Genomic DNA, 15586 nt, shown 5'->3' on the forward strand with positions numbered 1-15586 from the left:
ATGTCCACGCCCACGCCCACGCCCACGCCCACCCCGTCCCCGGTGCGCTCCCACCACCGGGAGAGCTACGAACCCGGTGCCACCATCGGCGACTGGCGGCCCGAGGACGAGGACTTCTGGCAGTCCACCGGCCGGACCGTCGCCCAGCGCAACCTCTGGGTCTCGATCCCCGCGCTGATGCTCGGCTTCGTGGTCTGGCAGGTCTGGTCGGTCACCGTGGTCAAGCTGAACGACGTGGGCTTCGGCTTCTCCAAGTCGCAGCTGTTCTGGCTGACCGCCATCCCCGGCATCACGGGCGGCACCTTCCGGATCCTGTACACCTTCATCGGGCCGAACTTCGGCGAGCGGAAGTTCACCGCGTTCAGCACGGTCATCCTGGTCGGGCCCATGCTGTGGCTGGGCTTCGCACTCCAGGACACCGGCACCCCGTACGGGGAGCTGGCCCTGATCGCGGCCGTCTGCGGCATCGGCGGCGCCAACTTCGCCTCTTCCATGGCGAACATCGGCTTCTTCTTCCCCAAGCGGGAGAAGGGCAGCGCCAACGGCCTCAACGGCGGCCTCGGGAACCTCGGCGTGAGCGTGGTCCAGCTGGTCGCCCCGCTGGTGGTCACTGCTTCCGTGCTCGGCGCGTCCGCGGGCGGCCCGCAGCACGATGCCAAGGGGAACACCGACATCTGGCTCCAGAACGGCGCCTTCCTCTGGGTGCCGCTGCTGGTGATCATGGCGTTGCTCGCCTGGTTCCTGATGAATGACCTCAGGGTGGCCGCGGCCCCCTTCAGCCAACAGAAGATCATCTTCAGGCGCAAGCACAACTGGCTGATGACCTGGCTCTACGTCGGCACCTTCGGGTCCTTCATCGGCTTCGCCGCCGGCCTGCCCCTGCTGATCAAGAACAACTTCGAGGCGCAGGGCCACCAGGCCACCACCTATGCCTGGATCGGCCCGTTCATCGGCGCGCTCATGCGGTGGGCCGGCGGCTGGCTCTCCGACAGGATCGGCGGTGCCAGGGTCACCATGATGTCGTTCGTCGGCATGGCCGCGGCCCTGATCGTGGTGATCTTCGCGCTGCCCTCGGGCGGCGACCAGGGCAGCTTCGGGGCGTTCTTCATCGGCTTCCTCGCAGCCTTCGCCTTCTCCGGGCTGGGCAACGGATCGACCTTCCGGCAGATCCCGGTGATCTTCCGGGAGCAGCACATGCGGGACGCCGAGGGGAAGGGCCCCGAGGCGCAGGCCGCAGCGCTGAAGCAGTCGGAGATGGAGGCGGGCGCCGTCACCGGCTTCTCCTCCGCCATCGCCGCCTACGGGTTCTTCTTCATCCCCGCCATGTTCGCGGCCATGGCCGTGACGAACGCCCTGTGGCTCTTCATCGGCTTCTACGTGACCTGCCTCGCCGTGTGCTGGTGGTTCTACGCCCGCCAGGGCGCCGAGGCTCCCAGCTGACCCCGGGCGAGGGCCCGGGCGGGCCCGGGGGCTGGACCCGGGGCGAGCCCCGGAGCCCGGCCGGCTCCGGGGGCGCAGCCCCGGCCGGGGGCGGCCGTACCCTGGAGGCATGAGCACCGCCCCCGCCTCCGACCCGCAGTCCTCGCAGTCCGACTCCCGGCCCGAGGCCGCGCCCGCGGCGAAGCCCAGGCCCCGGCTCGTCTTCGACGACCCGCTGGACCAGCAGTCCGCGGACGACACCGACCGGGGGTGGGGGGAGCGGCCGTCCGCCGGCGGGAGCGCCGCCGACCTGGCCCGCTTCCTCGACGAGAAGCCGCCGCACCACCTCTGACCTGCTAGTACCCCGAGCCGGGGTGACCGTACTGGCCGCCCTGGCCGCCATACCCGCCCTGGCCGCCATACCCGCCCTGGCCGCCCTGGCCGCCTTGGCCGTTCTGACTGCGCTGGGCGATCAGCTCGTCCCGGATCTCCTTGAGGACCACCAGCTCGGTGATCTCCATGGTCTCCTGGACACCCTCCCTGGCCCGGCGGCGCTGCTCCACCTTGGCGAGGTACTTCGCCATCGGCAGCACCATCAGGAAGTAGACGACCGCGGCCGTGATCAGGAAGGTCAGCGTGGCGTTCAGCACCGATCCCCAGAGGATGTTGACGCCGATGGCGTCCCCCTTCGCGTCGATGCCGCAAGGGCCCTTCAGGCAGGACGTGTAGCCGTCCAGGCTCTTCGTGCCGACGGCGCCCACCAGCGGGCTGATGATCCCCTTCACCACCGAGTTCACGATGTTCGTGAACGCGGCGCCGATGACGACCGCCACCGCCAGGTCGACCACGTTGCCACGCATCAGGAAGGCCTTGAAGCCTGCCAGGACGCTCTCCTTCTTCTTCTCGCTCACCACTGAGCCTCTCTTCGAATCCGCCGAACATGGAGCCAACGGTTCCGAAAGCTACGGCAGTCCGGACCCGGAGTGTCCAATCGGGCCCCGTCTTGTGGTGACTTGACTGCACTCCCGTCCGATTCAGCACAACGTCACCGCCAGTCGTGCCACTGCGCCCGCCCCCACGAGAGCCCGCGCGGTGTCCCGGGGGACGGAAAGGACCACCAGCGCCCCGCCGTCCCCAACGCCCTTCTCCGGCGCGGGTACTTCGACCACCCGCGCCCCCGCGGCCACCACCCGCGGCGGGCCGGCGCGCTCCGCCGCCACCACGTCCACCCGGTCCCCGGACCGCAGCAGCCGCACCGTCGCCGCGTCCGCGATGCGCACCGGCGCCGACACCCACCGCACCGCCGCGGGCGGCGGTTTCACCTCCGGCGGCGCGGCGCCCCGCGAAGCCTGCGCCTCCGTCCCGCCCACCACCGCCAGCGCGGCCGCCAGGACGGCCAGACCGGCCGAAGCAGCTCGCCGCCGACGCCGTACGGCGCGGCGCAGCCGGTCACCGCCCCGGCCGACGCGAAGCGGGGGGAAGGACGGTACCGGGCGCGCAGGGGGACATGTAGAGGGAGTGGACAGGGAGGAGGGGATCGAAGGGGAAGCGACGCACGAGGTCCTGGACATGACGGCCACCACCAGTGAGCTGAGTTCCGGTGCCCGGGCCCAGCGCCCGGACACCCCTCACGATCCGCCGCCCCGCCGAATCCCGCTCGCGCCTGTGGACAATCCCCAGCCTGTGGACAACCCCGTCACCCACTGGAGTGAGCGGCCGTCAGGCTTCGGCGATCTCCTCGCCCGGCACCAGCACCAGCACCAGCACCAGCGCCGACAGCCGCTACCCGCCCTCCCGGACCCGCCGCAGCGCCGCCACCGGGTCGGCGGCCCGCGTCACCGACCGCCCCACCACCACGTGCGAGGCCCCGGCGGCAAAAGCGGCCTGCGCCGTCCCCGCCCGCCCGGCGTGCTCGCCCGCCTCCCCGCCGGCCAGGGTGACGCCCGGCGTCACGATCAGCGGCCGCGGCCCCAGCACGTCCCGCAGCGCCCCGGCCTCCCGCGGCGAGGCGACGACCCCGTCGCACCCCGCGCCCACCGCCAGCCGGGCCAGCCGCAGCACCTGCTCGTCGGTCGTCGCGCCGATGCCGATGTCGGCGAGGTCGCCGCCGGTCATGCTCGTGACCACCGTCAGTGCGAGCACCCGCAGCCCGGGGAACTCCCGGGCCGCGTCCACCGCCGCGGCCATGATCCCCGTACCGCCCATCGCGTGCACGGTCACCATCGACGCACCCAGCGCGCCCGCGGCGCGCACCGCGCCCGCCACGGAATGCGGGATCTCGAAGAGCTTCAGGTCCAGGAACACCTCGTGCCCGCGCCCGACCAGCTCCTCGACGAGCCCGGGCCCGGCGGCGGTGAGGAGCTCCAGCCCGATCTTGTATTGGCCGCAGGCGTCCCCGAGGCGGTCGACGAGCGCCTCGGCGTCCCGGCGGCAGGCGAAGTCGAGGGCGACGATGGTCCGGCTGTCGTTGATCACCCCGCCATGGTGCCGTTCACGGCCGGGCCGGGACCTCGCAGGCCTCCGAGAAGCCCTGGCTGGTCAGGCCGAAGGCCCGGTTGACCCGCGAGCGCCAGTTCTCCAGCGCGACCATCGCGGTGAGCTCGACGAACGCCGCCTCGCCCAGGCGCGCGATCAGCTCCGCGGCCAGCTCGTCCGTGACAGCCGGCTCGGTCTCGGTCATGGCCTCGGCGTACTCCATGACCAGCAGCTCCAGCTCCGTGAACGTCCCGCGGTTCTCCCGCCACCGCGGCACCTGCTCGATCTTGCGCGCCGACAGCCCCCGTTCCAGCCCCTCCCAGTAGCCGAAGTCCATGCACCACGAGCAGTTGATCCGGGCCGCCGCGGCCATCACCGCGAGGTGCTTGAGCCCGGCGTCGAGGGTGTGCCACTTCGCCGCCTGCTGCTCGAGGCGTACGTACGTGAACAGCACGCGCGAGTTGTGCCCGTACGCCTGGCCGGGGTCGAGCACCTTGCCGTACTTGCGGCGCGAGTACCAGGCGCCGATGCGCATGAGGAGGGTGCGGGGCGGGGTGAGCGAGATGCGCGGCATGGTGGTCGCCTCCTGGACGGGTCGGTCGGTCTCGTCGGTCCTTCACCAGCCGAGACCGGACAGCCCTCCGGAATGTGACAGCCCGCCTCGGATTCCTCGGAAGGAGCCGAGGGCATCGTCCGGCGGGCAGCACGCAGCACGCAGCGCGCGGCACGCAGGTCCGCCGGTTACGGGAGTTCGATGCCCAGGTCCCAGCCGTCGTGGGCGTGCGTGCACAGGCAGGCGCGGGACTCCGTCTGCGGGAGCGCCGCCACCGCGTCGAAGAGGACCTCGCGCAGACGGCCCACGTTCTCGCCGAACACCTTCAGGACCTCCGTGTGGGACACGCCCTCACCCGTCTCCGCGCCCGCGTCCAGGTCGGTGACCAGCGCCATCGACGTGTAGCAGAGCCCCAGCTCGCGGGCGAGGACCGCCTCCGGGTGGCCCGTCATGCCGACGACCGACCAGCCCATCGCCGCGTGCCACTTCGACTCGGCGCGCGTGGAGAAGCGGGGGCCCTCGATCACGACCATCGTGCCGCCGTCCACCGGCTCCCACGCCCGGCCCCGCGCCGCCGCCAGCGCCACCGAGCGGCCCACGGGGCAGTACGGGTCGGCGAAGGTGGTGTGCACGACGTTCGGCACGGTGCCGTCGGGCAGCGGCTCCCCGTCGAAGAAGGTCTGCGCCCGGGACTTCGTACGGTCGACCAGCTGGTCGGGAACGAGCAGCGTGCCCGGACCGTACTCGGTGCGCAGCCCGCCGACCGCGCACGGGCCGAGCACCTGGCGCACGCCCACCGAACGCAGCGCCCACAGGTTGGCCCGGTAGTTGATCTTGTGGGGCGGGACCTTGTGGCTGCGGCCGTGGCGCGGGAGGAACGCGATCTGCCGTCCGGCCAGCTCGCCGAAGAAGAGGGAGTCGCTCGGGGGCCCGTACGGGGTGTCCACCTGGACCTCGGAGACGTCCTCCAGGAAGGAGTAGAAGCCCGAGCCGCCGATGACACCGATCTCTGCGTTAGCCATGCCGCCACCCTAACCGGGCATGCACAAGGCCCCGCCGCCCGGAAGGGGCGACGGGGCCTTGCGAAGAACGGGCGAGATCAGAGATCAGGCAGCCGACGTGGAGCTGCTGCTCGAGCTCGACGTCGAAGACGTGCTGGACGTCGACGAAGCGGCCGGGGCGGCAGGCGTCGACGGCTTCGAGGCAGGGGTGCTGCTCGACGAAGCGCCACGGCTGTCGTTCCGGTAGAAACCGGATCCCTTGAAGACGATGCCGACCGCGGAGAACACCTTCTTCAGGCGTCCGTTGCAGTTCGGGCACTCGGTCAGTGCGTCATCGGTGAACTTCTGCACGGCCTCAAGGCCCTCACCGCACTCGGTGCACTGGTACTGGTAGGTCGGCACGAATTTCCTCCTGGCACTCTGACTCGATGAGTGCTAACGACGTTCCATGGTGACGTATTCCGGCCGATCAGTCCACCGTCACCGGCACGCGGTGACCGAGACCACGCTCGTTCACCCGCGGAGCCGGGGTCTGCTCGGCCGCGACGGGGGCCGTCGATCCCGTCGACGAGTTGATGATCCGGCTCGGGGCCTTCGGGGCCAGCTTCGAGCGCAGCGCCAGCAGGGTGGCCAGCGCGAGCGCGGTGGCCGCCATCGGCACCAGGAAGCCGTACGAGGACCCGTGCGCGTCCGTCAGGCGGCCGGCCAGGATGACCGCGAGGGCCTGGCCGAAGGCGATCGAACCGGTCAGCCAGGTGAAGGCCTCGGTCCGGGAGTTGGAGGGGACCAGCTGTTCGATCATCGTGTAGCCGGTGATCAGCGCCGGGGCGATGCAGAGGCCGACGACCAGGCCGAGCGCGCCCAGCAGGATCACGGAGTTCGCGGCCCACAGGACCGACGCGGCCGCGGTGAGGCCGACGTAGCCGAGGATCAGCCGGCGACGCGGGCCGATCTTCCAGGCGATGGCGCCCATGGTGATCCCGGCGATCATGTTGCCGGCCGCGAAGACGCCGTAGAGCAGGCCGTTGGCGCCCGGGTTGCCGATCTCGTTGGAGAAGGCGGCGAGCGAGACCTGCATGCCGCCGAAGACGGCGCCGATCCCCAGGAAGGCGAAGATCAGCACGCGCAGGCCCGGGTTGGCCAGCGCGAAGGCGCGCGGCTCGCCGGTGGCCGACGGGACGTGGGGCTTGGGCTGGCTGGCGCGACGGGCCGCGAAGAGCAGACCGCCGAGCAGGGTCAGCGTGGCCTCGGTGACCAGGCCCGCCGCCGGGTGGATGCCGGTGCACAGCGCGGTCGCGAGGACCGGGCCGACGACGAAGGTGAACTCGTCGGTGACGGACTCGAAGGCGGCGGCCGTCGGCAGCAGCGGCGAGCCCTCCAGCTTGGTGGCCCAGCGCGCCCGGACCATGGGTCCGACCTGCGGGACCGACGCGCCGGTGGGTATGGCGGCCAGCGCCAGCGCCCAGACGGGGGCGTCGGCCAGCGCGAGCGCGGCCAGGCCGCTGACGGCGGCGGAGTGCGCGAGGACCACGGGGACCAGCACGGCGCTCTGACCCCGGCGGTCGGTGAAGATGCCCATCACCGGGGCGGACAGCGCCATCGAGATGCCGGTGACGGCGGCGACGATGCCGGCGCTGCCGTAGGAACCGGTGGTGTGCTGCACGAGCAGCAGGATGCTGATGGTCAGCATGCCGAACGGGAGCCGGGCGGCGAATCCCGGGAGAACGAAGCCGATGGCGCCGGGCGTGCGCAGGAGCTGCCCGTAACCGGGGCGTGCGGACTTGTCGGTCGTGACCGCGGATGTCACGGCCTGGCCTTTCCGCTGCCTGGTAGAGCGTCCCCGTCTGCGGACGGTGTGCCGCCTCGTGAGCGACCGCACCCGTACATGTGGGAGCCCCGAGAGCTGTCCTCTTGCGCAGAACCGAGTGATACCTGGGCGCCCACTGCGGGAGGGTGCCACGGCCGCTTTGCGGTCGCGCCAGCTCTGCGTCAGGCAGAGTTGGTTCGATGTGGTGTGCCTTTATCGTACAGGTAGTACGCGCGTAGCGTCCTGTGATTCCGGTGACAGAATGTGTCTTCACCTGCGATTAACCGGAAGTTTGCCGTCCGCGTTCCTTCAAAACAGGGTGAAGCGGCTCGCAAACCCCCGAAAACACAGAATTAGAACGATGCTCTAACTCTCTGTTCGAGTCCGGGACGACCCCTGCTCAAACCCCGTTCGAGCCCGTCCCGAGCCATCCGGCCAGCTTTCCGCCCCGCGCCACCGCCCGCAGCCGGGCCTCCGCCGCGTCCCGTACCGGATCCGTGGCCACCACCAGCAGCTCGTCCCCGCGCCGCAGCACGGTCGACGGCAGCGGTACGAAGCTCTTCGCGTCCCGCACCACCAGCGTCACCGACGCCCCCGGCGGCAGCCGCAGCTCGCTCACCTCGACCCCGTGCATCCGCGAGGCGGTCGGGATGGAGAAGGACAGCAGGTGCCCGCGCAGCTTCTCCAGCGGCGCCGACTCGATCCCCAGGTCGGAGGCGCCCTCGTCGCCGGCGCCGAGCTCCAGCTTGCGCGCGAGCCACGGCAGGGTCGGCCCCTGGACCAGGGTGTAGACGACGACCAGCACGAAGACGATGTTGAAGACGCGGTCGCTGCCCTCGATCCCGGTCACCATCGGGATGGTCGCCAGGATGATGGGCACGGCGCCGCGCAGCCCCGCCCACGACATCAGGGCCTGCTCCTGCCAGGGCAGCCGGAACGGCAGCAGGCTGACGAAGACCTCCAGCGGCCGCGCCACCATGGTCAGGACCAGCCCGATGACCACCGCGGGCCAGAAGTCCTGGGCCAGCTCGTGCGGGGTGACCAGCAGGCCGAGCAGGACGAACATGCCGATCTGGGCGATCCAGCCGAGCCCGTCCGCGAACCCCCGGGTCGCCGGCCAGTGCGGGAGCTTCGCGTTCCCGAGCACCATGGCCGCCAGGTAGACGGCGAGGAAGCCGGAGCCGTGCGCCATCGCGCCGGCCGCGTACGCCGTCACGGCGATCGCCATCACGGCGATCGGGTAGAGGCCGGAGGCGGGCAGTGCCACGTGCCGCAGGCCGTACGCCCCCATGAAGCCCACCGACAGGCCGATCGCGACGCCGATCGCCAGCTCGAGGGCGATCTTGCCGAGCAGGACGTACCACTGGTCCACCGGGCCGACCGTCGCGAAGGCGACGACGAGGATGACGACGGGGGCGTCGTTGAAGCCCGACTCGGCCTCCAGCACGCCCGTGATCCGCGCGGGCAGCGGCACCTTGCGCAGGACGGAGAAGACGGCCGCCGCGTCGGTCGAGGAGACGACCGCGCCGATCAGCAGGGCCTGGCGCCAGTCCAGTCCGACCAGGTAGTGCGCGCCGGTCGCCGTGACGCCGACGCTGATCGCGACGCCCACCAGGGACAGGACGATCGCGGCCGGCAGGGCGGGCTTGATCTGTTTCCACTTGGTGCCCAGACCACCCTCGGCGAGGATCACGACGAGCGCGGCGTAACCGATGACCTGCGTCAGTTCGGCGTTGTCGAAGACGACGTTGCCGATGCCGTCCTGGCCTATCGCGATGCCTATGCCGAGGTAGATGAGCAGGCTGGGGAGGCCGCTGCGTGAAGAGATGCGTACCGCCGCGACGGCGACGAGCAGCACGAGCGAGCAGACCAGCAGGAGCTCATTGAGCGTGTGGACGGTCAGCGGGCGGCCCTTTCCTCAAGGCGCCAGGTGGAACGTTCCTCCAGGCGACAAGTCCGGCAAGATCGGCAGGTACTTCGTTACCTTACCTAATATTTGACGCGCCCTTTACGCGATAACCACATTGTGAAACGCCTGTTAAGCCCTGTCCTCGTCACCTCGACCCCTGGCGGATCAACGGACCCGGTCCTGCGCCTATGGTTGCTCCAGCACTCCCAGGACCACCCTGCCCCTCTAAGGACAGCGATGCCCGCCAACGAAACCGCCCCTTCCGTCAAGAAGAGGGGACGACGCGCCCGTCTGATCGTGCTCGTGCTGGTCCTGGCGCTCGTCGCGGGCTTCGGGTACGGGACGTACTGGAGCATGGACAACGTCCGCGCCTCCTTCCCCCAGGCCACCGGCACCCTCAAGGTGCCCGGCCTCACCGGGACCGTGGAGGTCAAGCGCGACTCCCACGGCATTCCCCAGCTCTACGCCGACAACGACGACGACCTGTTCCGCGCGCAGGGCTTCGTCCACGCCCAGGACCGCTTCTGGGAGATGGACGTCCGCCGCCACATGACCTCCGGCCGGCTCTCCGAGATGTTCGGGTCCGGCCAGGTCGAGACCGACGCCTTCCTGCGCACGCTCGGCTGGCGCCAGGTCGCGCAGGCGGAGTACGACACGAAGCTGTCGGCCGAGACGAAGAAGTACCTGCAGGCCTACGCCGACGGGGTCAACGCGTACCTGAAGGGGAAGTCCGGCAAGGACCTCTCCGTCGAGCACGCCGCCCTCAAGCTCAGCGACGCCTACGAGCCCGAGCAGTGGACCCCGGTGGACTCGGTGGCCTGGCTCAAGGCGATGGCGTGGGACCTGCGCGGCAACATGCAGGACGAGATCGACCGCGCCCTGATGTCCAACAAGCTCACGCAGGCGCAGATCGACGAGCTCTACCCGCCGTACCCGTTCGACCGGAACAAGGCGATCGTCGACGGCGGCAAGATCGACGGCGGGAAGTACACCCCCCAGGGCGCCGCCGCGGCCGCCGGCTCCACGGGAGCGGGTACGGGAACGGTTACGGGCTCCGGCTCCCAGGCCTCGACTGCCTCCGCCCCCGGCGCCTCCGGCACGAGCGGCCTCGCCGACAACGCCGGCGCCCAGGGCGCGACCGCGGGCCTGCGCACCTCCCTCACCTCGCTCGCCGCCACCCTGGACAAGGTCCCCGCGATCCTCGGCCCCAACGGCAGCGGCATCGGCTCGAACTCCTGGGTCGTCTCCGGCAAGTACACGACCACCGGCAAGCCGCTGCTCGCGAACGACCCGCACCTGTCCCCGCAGCTGCCCTCGGTCTGGTACCAGATGGGCCTGCACTGCCGCGCGGTCTCGAACCAGTGCAAGTACGACGTCGCCGGCTACACCTTCTCCGGCATGCCCGGCGTGGTCATCGGCCACAACGCCGACGTCGCCTGGGGCATGACCAACCTCGGCGCCGACGTCACCGACCTCTACCTCGAACAGGTCAAGCCCGAGGGCTACGTCTACGACAACAAGGTGGTCCCCTTCACGACCCGTGAAGAGGTCATCAAGATCGCGGGCGGCACGAGCAAGAAGATCACCGTCCGCACCACCAACAACGGCCCGCTGATCTCCGACCGCAGCGAAGAGCTCGGCACGGTCGGCAGCCGCGCCCCCGTCTCCAGCTCGGCCCCCGACCGCGGCAACGGCTACGCCGTCGCCCTGCGCTGGACCGCCCTGGACCCCGGCAAGTCGATGGACGCGGTCTTCGGCATCAACCGGGCCAAGGACTTCGCGGGCTTCCGCGCCGCCGCCCGCGACTTCGAGGTGCCGTCGCAGAACCTGATCTACGCCGACACCAAGGGCAACATCGGCTACCAGGCCCCGGGCCGCATCCCGATGCGCGGCGCCGGCGACGGCCGCATGCCGGCCCCCGGCTGGGACTCCAAGTACGCCTGGAAGGGCGGCAAGGACGGCAACGCGGGCTACATCCCCCAGGACGAGATGCCGTACGACTACAACCCGGCGCGCGGCTACATCGTCACCGCGAACCAGGCCGTCGTGGAGAGCGGGACCGGCGCGGGCAAGTACCCGTACGTGCTGACCACCGACTGGGGCTACGGCGCCCGCAGCCAGCGGATCAACGACCTCATCGAGGCGAAGATCAAGGACAGCGGCAAGATCTCCACCGACGACATGCGCACCATGCAGATGGACAACAGCAGCGAGATCGCCGCGCTGCTCACCCCGATGCTGGCCAAGATCGAGGTCTCGGACCCCGACGTGCGCTCCGCGCAGAAGCTGCTGGAGGGCTGGAACTACACGCAGGAGCCCGACTCGGCGGCGGCCGCGTACTTCAACGCGGTCTGGCGCAACATCCTCAAGCTGTCCTTCGGCGACAAGATGCCGAAGGAGCTGCGGATCGAGGGCAGCTGCATGAACGTCCGGGAGGAGACCAGCGGTCCGGTCGACGACCTCGCCAAGACGGTCCGCGAGTGCGGTACGCGCGACTCCGACTCGGCGCAGCCGGACGGTGGCGACCGCTGGTTCGAGGTGGTCCGCCGCCTGGTCAAGGACGAGAAGTCGGCCTGGTGGCAGACGCCCGCCGCCCGCAACCAGCCGGCGACCGCCACCCGCGACCAGCTGTTCGCGCGGGCCATGAAGGACGCCCGCTGGGAGCTGACCGCCAAGCTCGGCAAGGACCAGTCCACCTGGAGCTGGGGCCGCCTGCACCAGCTGACGCTGAAGAACCAGACCATCGGCACCGAGGGCCCCGGCTTCCTGCAGTGGCTCCTCAACCGCGGCCCGTGGAACCTGGGCGGCGGCGAGGCCACCGTGAACGCGTCCGGCTGGAACGCCTCCAGCGGGTACGGGGTCACCTGGGTCCCCTCGATGCGCATGATCGTGAACCTCAGCGACCTGGACAAGTCCCGCTGGATCAACCTGACCGGCGCCTCGGGCCACGCGTACCACGACAACTACTACGACCAGACGGACCTGTGGGCCAAGGGTGAGCTGCTGGACTGGCCCTTCGGCAAGGAAGGCGTGGACAAGGCGACCGCGGAGACGCTGACGCTCAAGCCGTGAACGGCCTCAAGCCGTGAATCTGATCACCCCTGACGGGGTGGCCACCGCCTGAACGGGGTGGTCGTGCGGTTCCTCCGGGACCCGCGCGACCACCTCTTCGTCGTAGAGGAGCACGACCAGCGCGGGATGCGCCCCGGCGCGCGCCAGGCGCGCCAGCACGCGGTCGTACGAGCCCCCGCCGCGCCCGAGGCGCATCCCGCGGCCGTCCACGGCCAGTCCGGGCAGCAGGACGGTGTCGGCGCCGGTGACCGCGTCCGGCCCGAGCCGGGGCCCGGCCGGCTCCAGCAGCCGCATCTTGCCGGGGTGGGCGGCCTCGGCGAGGCTGCCCGGGCCTTCGTACGCCGCCCAGTCGAGGTCGTTGTCGGACAGCAGGACGGGCAGCAGCACGCGCTTCCCGGCCGCGCGCAGGGCGTCGAGCAGATCGCGGGTGCCGGGTTCGGTGCCGACGGAGACGTACGCGGCCACGGTGTGCGCATCGGCCAGTTCGGGCAGTTCAAGAGCGGAGCGGGAGAGCGCGAGGGCCGACGTACGCAGGAATGCGGGGGACAAGGCACGGCGGGCTGCCAGGAGTTCTCGGCGCAGCCCGGCCTTTTCGGACGGGTTCGGCGGGTTCCATACCACAGCTGACTCTGATTTCCTTTCAAATCGGGGCGAAGGCGGATCTCTTTACCGGAATCAAGCCCGGAGCGGTCTGTTCGACCCACTATCGTTCTGCCCATGACTCAGTTGCACCCTGTGATCAAGAAGGCCGTGATCCCGGCCGCAGGTCTCGGCACCCGCTTCCTTCCGGCGACGAAGGCGACGCCCAAGGAAATGCTCCCCGTCGTGGACAAGCCGGCCATCCAGTACGTCGTCGAGGAGGCCGTCTCGGCCGGACTGGACGACGTCCTCATGATCACGGGGCGTAACAAGCGCGCCCTCGAGGACCACTTCGACCGCAACTACGAGCTGGAATCGGCCCTCATCGCCAAGGGCGACGACGACCGGCTCAAGAAGGTCCAGGAGTCCAGCGACCTGGCCACCATGCACTACGTCCGCCAGGGCGACCCGCGCGGCCTCGGCCACGCCGTCCTGTGCGCCGAGCCGCACGTCGGCGACGAGCCCTTCGCCGTCCTCCTCGGCGACGACCTGATCGACCCGCGCGACCCGCTGCTGCGCCAGATGACCGACGTCCACGCCCGTACCGGCGGCACCGTCATCGCCCTCATGGAGGTCGACCCGGCCAACGTCCACCTCTACGGCTGCGCCGCCGTCGAGGCCACGGACGAGGAGGACGTCGTCCGGATCACCGGCCTCGTCGAGAAGCCGGACCCGGCGGACGCGCCCAGCAACTACGCGGTCATCGGACGCTATGTCCTCCACCCCGCGATCTTCGACATACTGCGGGAGACCGAGCCGGGCCGCGGCGGGGAGATCCAGCTCACCGACGGCCTGCAGAAGCTTGCCGCCGACGAGACCGTGGGCGGCCCGGTGCACGGCGTGGTCTTCCGGGGCCGCCGCTACGACACCGGAGACCGCGGGGACTACCTGCGGGCCATCGTCCGCCTCGCGTGCGAGCGTGAGGACCTGGGCCCGGAGTTCCGCACCTGGCTTCACCGTTACGTCACGGAGGAGATGTAGCACCTTGAGCAGCCGCGCACCGCAGGACACCGGCCACGGCGCCCAGCGCCTGTGGTCGGTCGACGAGCACCTCGCGGACGTCCTCGCCGCGATCCGGCCGCTGGAGCCCATCGAGCTCCAGCTGCTCGACGCCCAGGGCTGTGTCCTGGTCGAGGACGTCACCGTGCCCGTCGCCCTCCCGCCCTTCGACAACAGCTCCATGGACGGGTACGCCGTCCGCACGGCCGATGTCCAGGGCGCGAGCGAGGAGTTCCCCGCGGTGCTGACGGTGATCGGGGACGTGGCGGCGGGCAGCGGCGAGCTGCCCACCGTCGGACCCGGCCAGGCCGCCCGCATCATGACGGGCGCCCCACTGCCTCCGGGTGCCGAAGCCGTCGTACCGGTCGAGTGGACCGACGGAGGCAGCGGCGGCGGCGCGGCCGCCGGCATGACCCCCGCCAGCGCGGCCCCCGAGGGCGCGGGCGGCGAGGTGCGCGTGCACCGGGCCGCCGAGGCGCGGGCGCACGTACGCGCGCGCGGCAGCGACGTCCAGGCCGGGGACCTCGCCCTGGCCGCCGGGACGGTGCTCGGCCCGCCGCAGATCGCGCTGCTCGCGGCCATCGGGCGGGGCACCGTACGGGTGCGGCCGCGCCCGCGCGTGGTCGTGCTGTCCACCGGCAGCGAGCTGGTCCAGCCGGGCGAGTCCCTGGCCGCCGGGACGATCTACGACTCGAACAGCTTCGCGCTGGCCGCCGCCGCGCGCGACGCCGGGGCGATCGCCTACCGGGTCGGGGCCGTCGCCGACGACGTCGAGACGCTGCGCTCCACCATCGAGGACCAGCTGATCCGGGCCGACCTGCTGGTCACCACGGGCGGCGTCAGCGTCGGCGCGTACGACGTGGTCAAGGAGGCGCTGTCCTCGGTGGGCACGGCCGAGGACGAGCCCGACGGCGGGCGGATGGACTTCCGCAAGCTCGCGATGCAGCCCGGCAAGCCGCAGGGCTTCGGGACCATCGGCCCGGACCACACCCCCCTGCTGGCCCTGCCCGGCAACCCGGTGTCCTCGTACGTCTCCTTCGAGCTGTTCGTGCGCCCCGCGATCCGCGCGCTCATGGGCCTGGCGGACGTCAACCGGCCCAGCGTGCGGGCGGTCCTGAAGGCCGACAAGGCGCTGGGCTCCCCGGCGGGCCGCCGCCAGTTCCTGCGCGGCACGTACGACGCACAGACCGGCACGGTCAGCCCGGTCGGCGGATCGGGCTCCCACCTGATCGCGGCCCTGGCCCACGCCGACTCGCTGATGGTCGTACCGGAGGACGTCACCTCGGTGGAGCCGGGGGCAGAGCTGGAAGTGGTCCTGCTCGGCTGAAGTCCGGCCGGTGCGGGTAGCGTGTTGCACCACACAGGCCCTTGCGGGGCCCGGAGCGGGAGCGGCACGAACCTATGGCAGCGTTTTCCCAGGGGGCGACCCCCGGACCCCCTGAGCACAGCAGGCTGACGCACATCGACGAGGCCGGCGCGGCCCGGATGGTGGACGTCTCGGAGAAGGACGTCACGACGCGGACGGCGCGGGCCAGCGGGCGCGTGCTCGTCTCCGCCCGGGTGATCGAGCTGCTGCGCGGGGGGGGGGGGGGGAGGGGGGAGGCCCCCCCCCCCCCCCAGATAGGCAGGGGCAGGGGCGCAAAAAAGAACCCCCCACCCCCCCCCCCCTTCCCCCCCCCCGCCCTTTCGGGCGTTGAGGCGGAACCCCCCGT

General features: G+C 71.1%; 14 protein-coding genes. 5 read left to right on the forward strand and 9 right to left on the reverse strand.

The window, feature by feature from the left end; translation table 11 throughout:
• On the forward strand, positions 1-1440 hold the full coding sequence (locus ACZ49B_RS31620) for a NarK family nitrate/nitrite MFS transporter (protein ID WP_468312506.1): 1440 nt from the start codon (positions 1-3) through the stop codon (positions 1438-1440).
• Between the two features lie 109 nt (positions 1441-1549).
• The gene (locus ACZ49B_RS31625; protein ID WP_468312509.1) at positions 1550-1771 is read left to right on the forward strand and encodes a hypothetical protein; all 222 of its coding nucleotides are present in this window, start codon (positions 1550-1552) and stop codon (positions 1769-1771) included.
• A gap of 4 nt (positions 1772-1775) precedes the next feature.
• On the opposite strand, the gene mscL is transcribed toward ACZ49B_RS31625, so the two are convergent.
• The 8 genes from mscL to ACZ49B_RS31665 all read right to left on the reverse strand — a co-directional run bounded on the left by mscL (position 1776) and on the right by ACZ49B_RS31665 (position 9113).
• Positions 1776-2330, reverse strand: coding sequence for a large conductance mechanosensitive channel protein MscL (gene mscL, locus ACZ49B_RS31630; protein WP_468312512.1), 555 nt, complete (start codon positions 2328-2330; stop codon positions 1776-1778).
• A 123-nt stretch (positions 2331-2453) separates the two neighbouring features.
• On the reverse strand, positions 2454-2990 hold the full coding sequence (locus ACZ49B_RS31635; protein ID WP_468312515.1) for a hypothetical protein: 537 nt from the start codon (positions 2988-2990) through the stop codon (positions 2454-2456).
• A 211-nt stretch (positions 2991-3201) separates the two neighbouring features.
• Entirely contained in the window at positions 3202-3894 is a 693-nt protein-coding gene (gene pyrF / locus ACZ49B_RS31640; RefSeq protein ID WP_468312518.1) for an orotidine-5'-phosphate decarboxylase, read from the reverse strand.
• Positions 3895-3910: 16 nt separating this feature from the next.
• Entirely contained in the window at positions 3911-4468 is a 558-nt protein-coding gene (locus ACZ49B_RS31645) for a carboxymuconolactone decarboxylase family protein (RefSeq protein WP_468312521.1), read from the reverse strand.
• Positions 4469-4635: 167 nt separating this feature from the next.
• Complete coding sequence (locus tag ACZ49B_RS31650; protein WP_468312524.1) at positions 4636-5469, reverse strand: S-methyl-5'-thioadenosine phosphorylase; 834 nt, start codon at positions 5467-5469, stop codon at positions 4636-4638.
• Between the two features lie 84 nt (positions 5470-5553).
• Positions 5554-5850: an FmdB family zinc ribbon protein gene (locus tag ACZ49B_RS31655; RefSeq protein WP_383514893.1), complete on the reverse strand. Its 297-nt coding sequence runs from the start codon at positions 5848-5850 to the stop codon at positions 5554-5556.
• A gap of 67 nt (positions 5851-5917) precedes the next feature.
• Positions 5918-7255: an MFS transporter gene (locus tag ACZ49B_RS31660; RefSeq protein WP_468312527.1), complete on the reverse strand. Its 1338-nt coding sequence runs from the start codon at positions 7253-7255 to the stop codon at positions 5918-5920.
• Between the two features lie 400 nt (positions 7256-7655).
• On the reverse strand, positions 7656-9113 hold the full coding sequence (locus ACZ49B_RS31665) for a potassium/proton antiporter (protein WP_468312530.1): 1458 nt from the start codon (positions 9111-9113) through the stop codon (positions 7656-7658).
• A gap of 288 nt (positions 9114-9401) precedes the next feature.
• Here ACZ49B_RS31665 and ACZ49B_RS31670 point away from each other — a divergent pair, with 288 nt between their 5' ends.
• A complete protein-coding gene (locus ACZ49B_RS31670) occupies positions 9402-12236 on the forward strand; it encodes a penicillin acylase family protein (RefSeq protein ID WP_468312532.1) in 2835 nt (944 codons plus the stop codon).
• Between the two features lie 6 nt (positions 12237-12242).
• On the opposite strand, the gene ACZ49B_RS31675 is transcribed toward ACZ49B_RS31670, so the two are convergent.
• Entirely contained in the window at positions 12243-12857 is a 615-nt protein-coding gene (locus tag ACZ49B_RS31675; protein ID WP_468312535.1) for a 5-formyltetrahydrofolate cyclo-ligase, read from the reverse strand.
• A 96-nt stretch (positions 12858-12953) separates the two neighbouring features.
• Here ACZ49B_RS31675 and galU point away from each other — a divergent pair, with 96 nt between their 5' ends.
• Together galU and glp are read left to right on the forward strand one after the other, a co-directional pair.
• Positions 12954-13856: a UTP--glucose-1-phosphate uridylyltransferase GalU gene (gene galU, locus ACZ49B_RS31680; RefSeq protein WP_266666273.1), complete on the forward strand. Its 903-nt coding sequence runs from the start codon at positions 12954-12956 to the stop codon at positions 13854-13856.
• A gap of 4 nt (positions 13857-13860) precedes the next feature.
• Positions 13861-15201, forward strand: a complete 1341-nt coding sequence (gene glp / locus ACZ49B_RS31685; protein ID WP_468312536.1) for a molybdotransferase-like divisome protein Glp — start codon at positions 13861-13863, stop codon at positions 15199-15201.
• Positions 15202-15586: the final 385 nt, after the last annotated feature.

The sequence above is a fragment of the Streptomyces sp. NPDC031132 genome, from assembly GCF_055570595.1.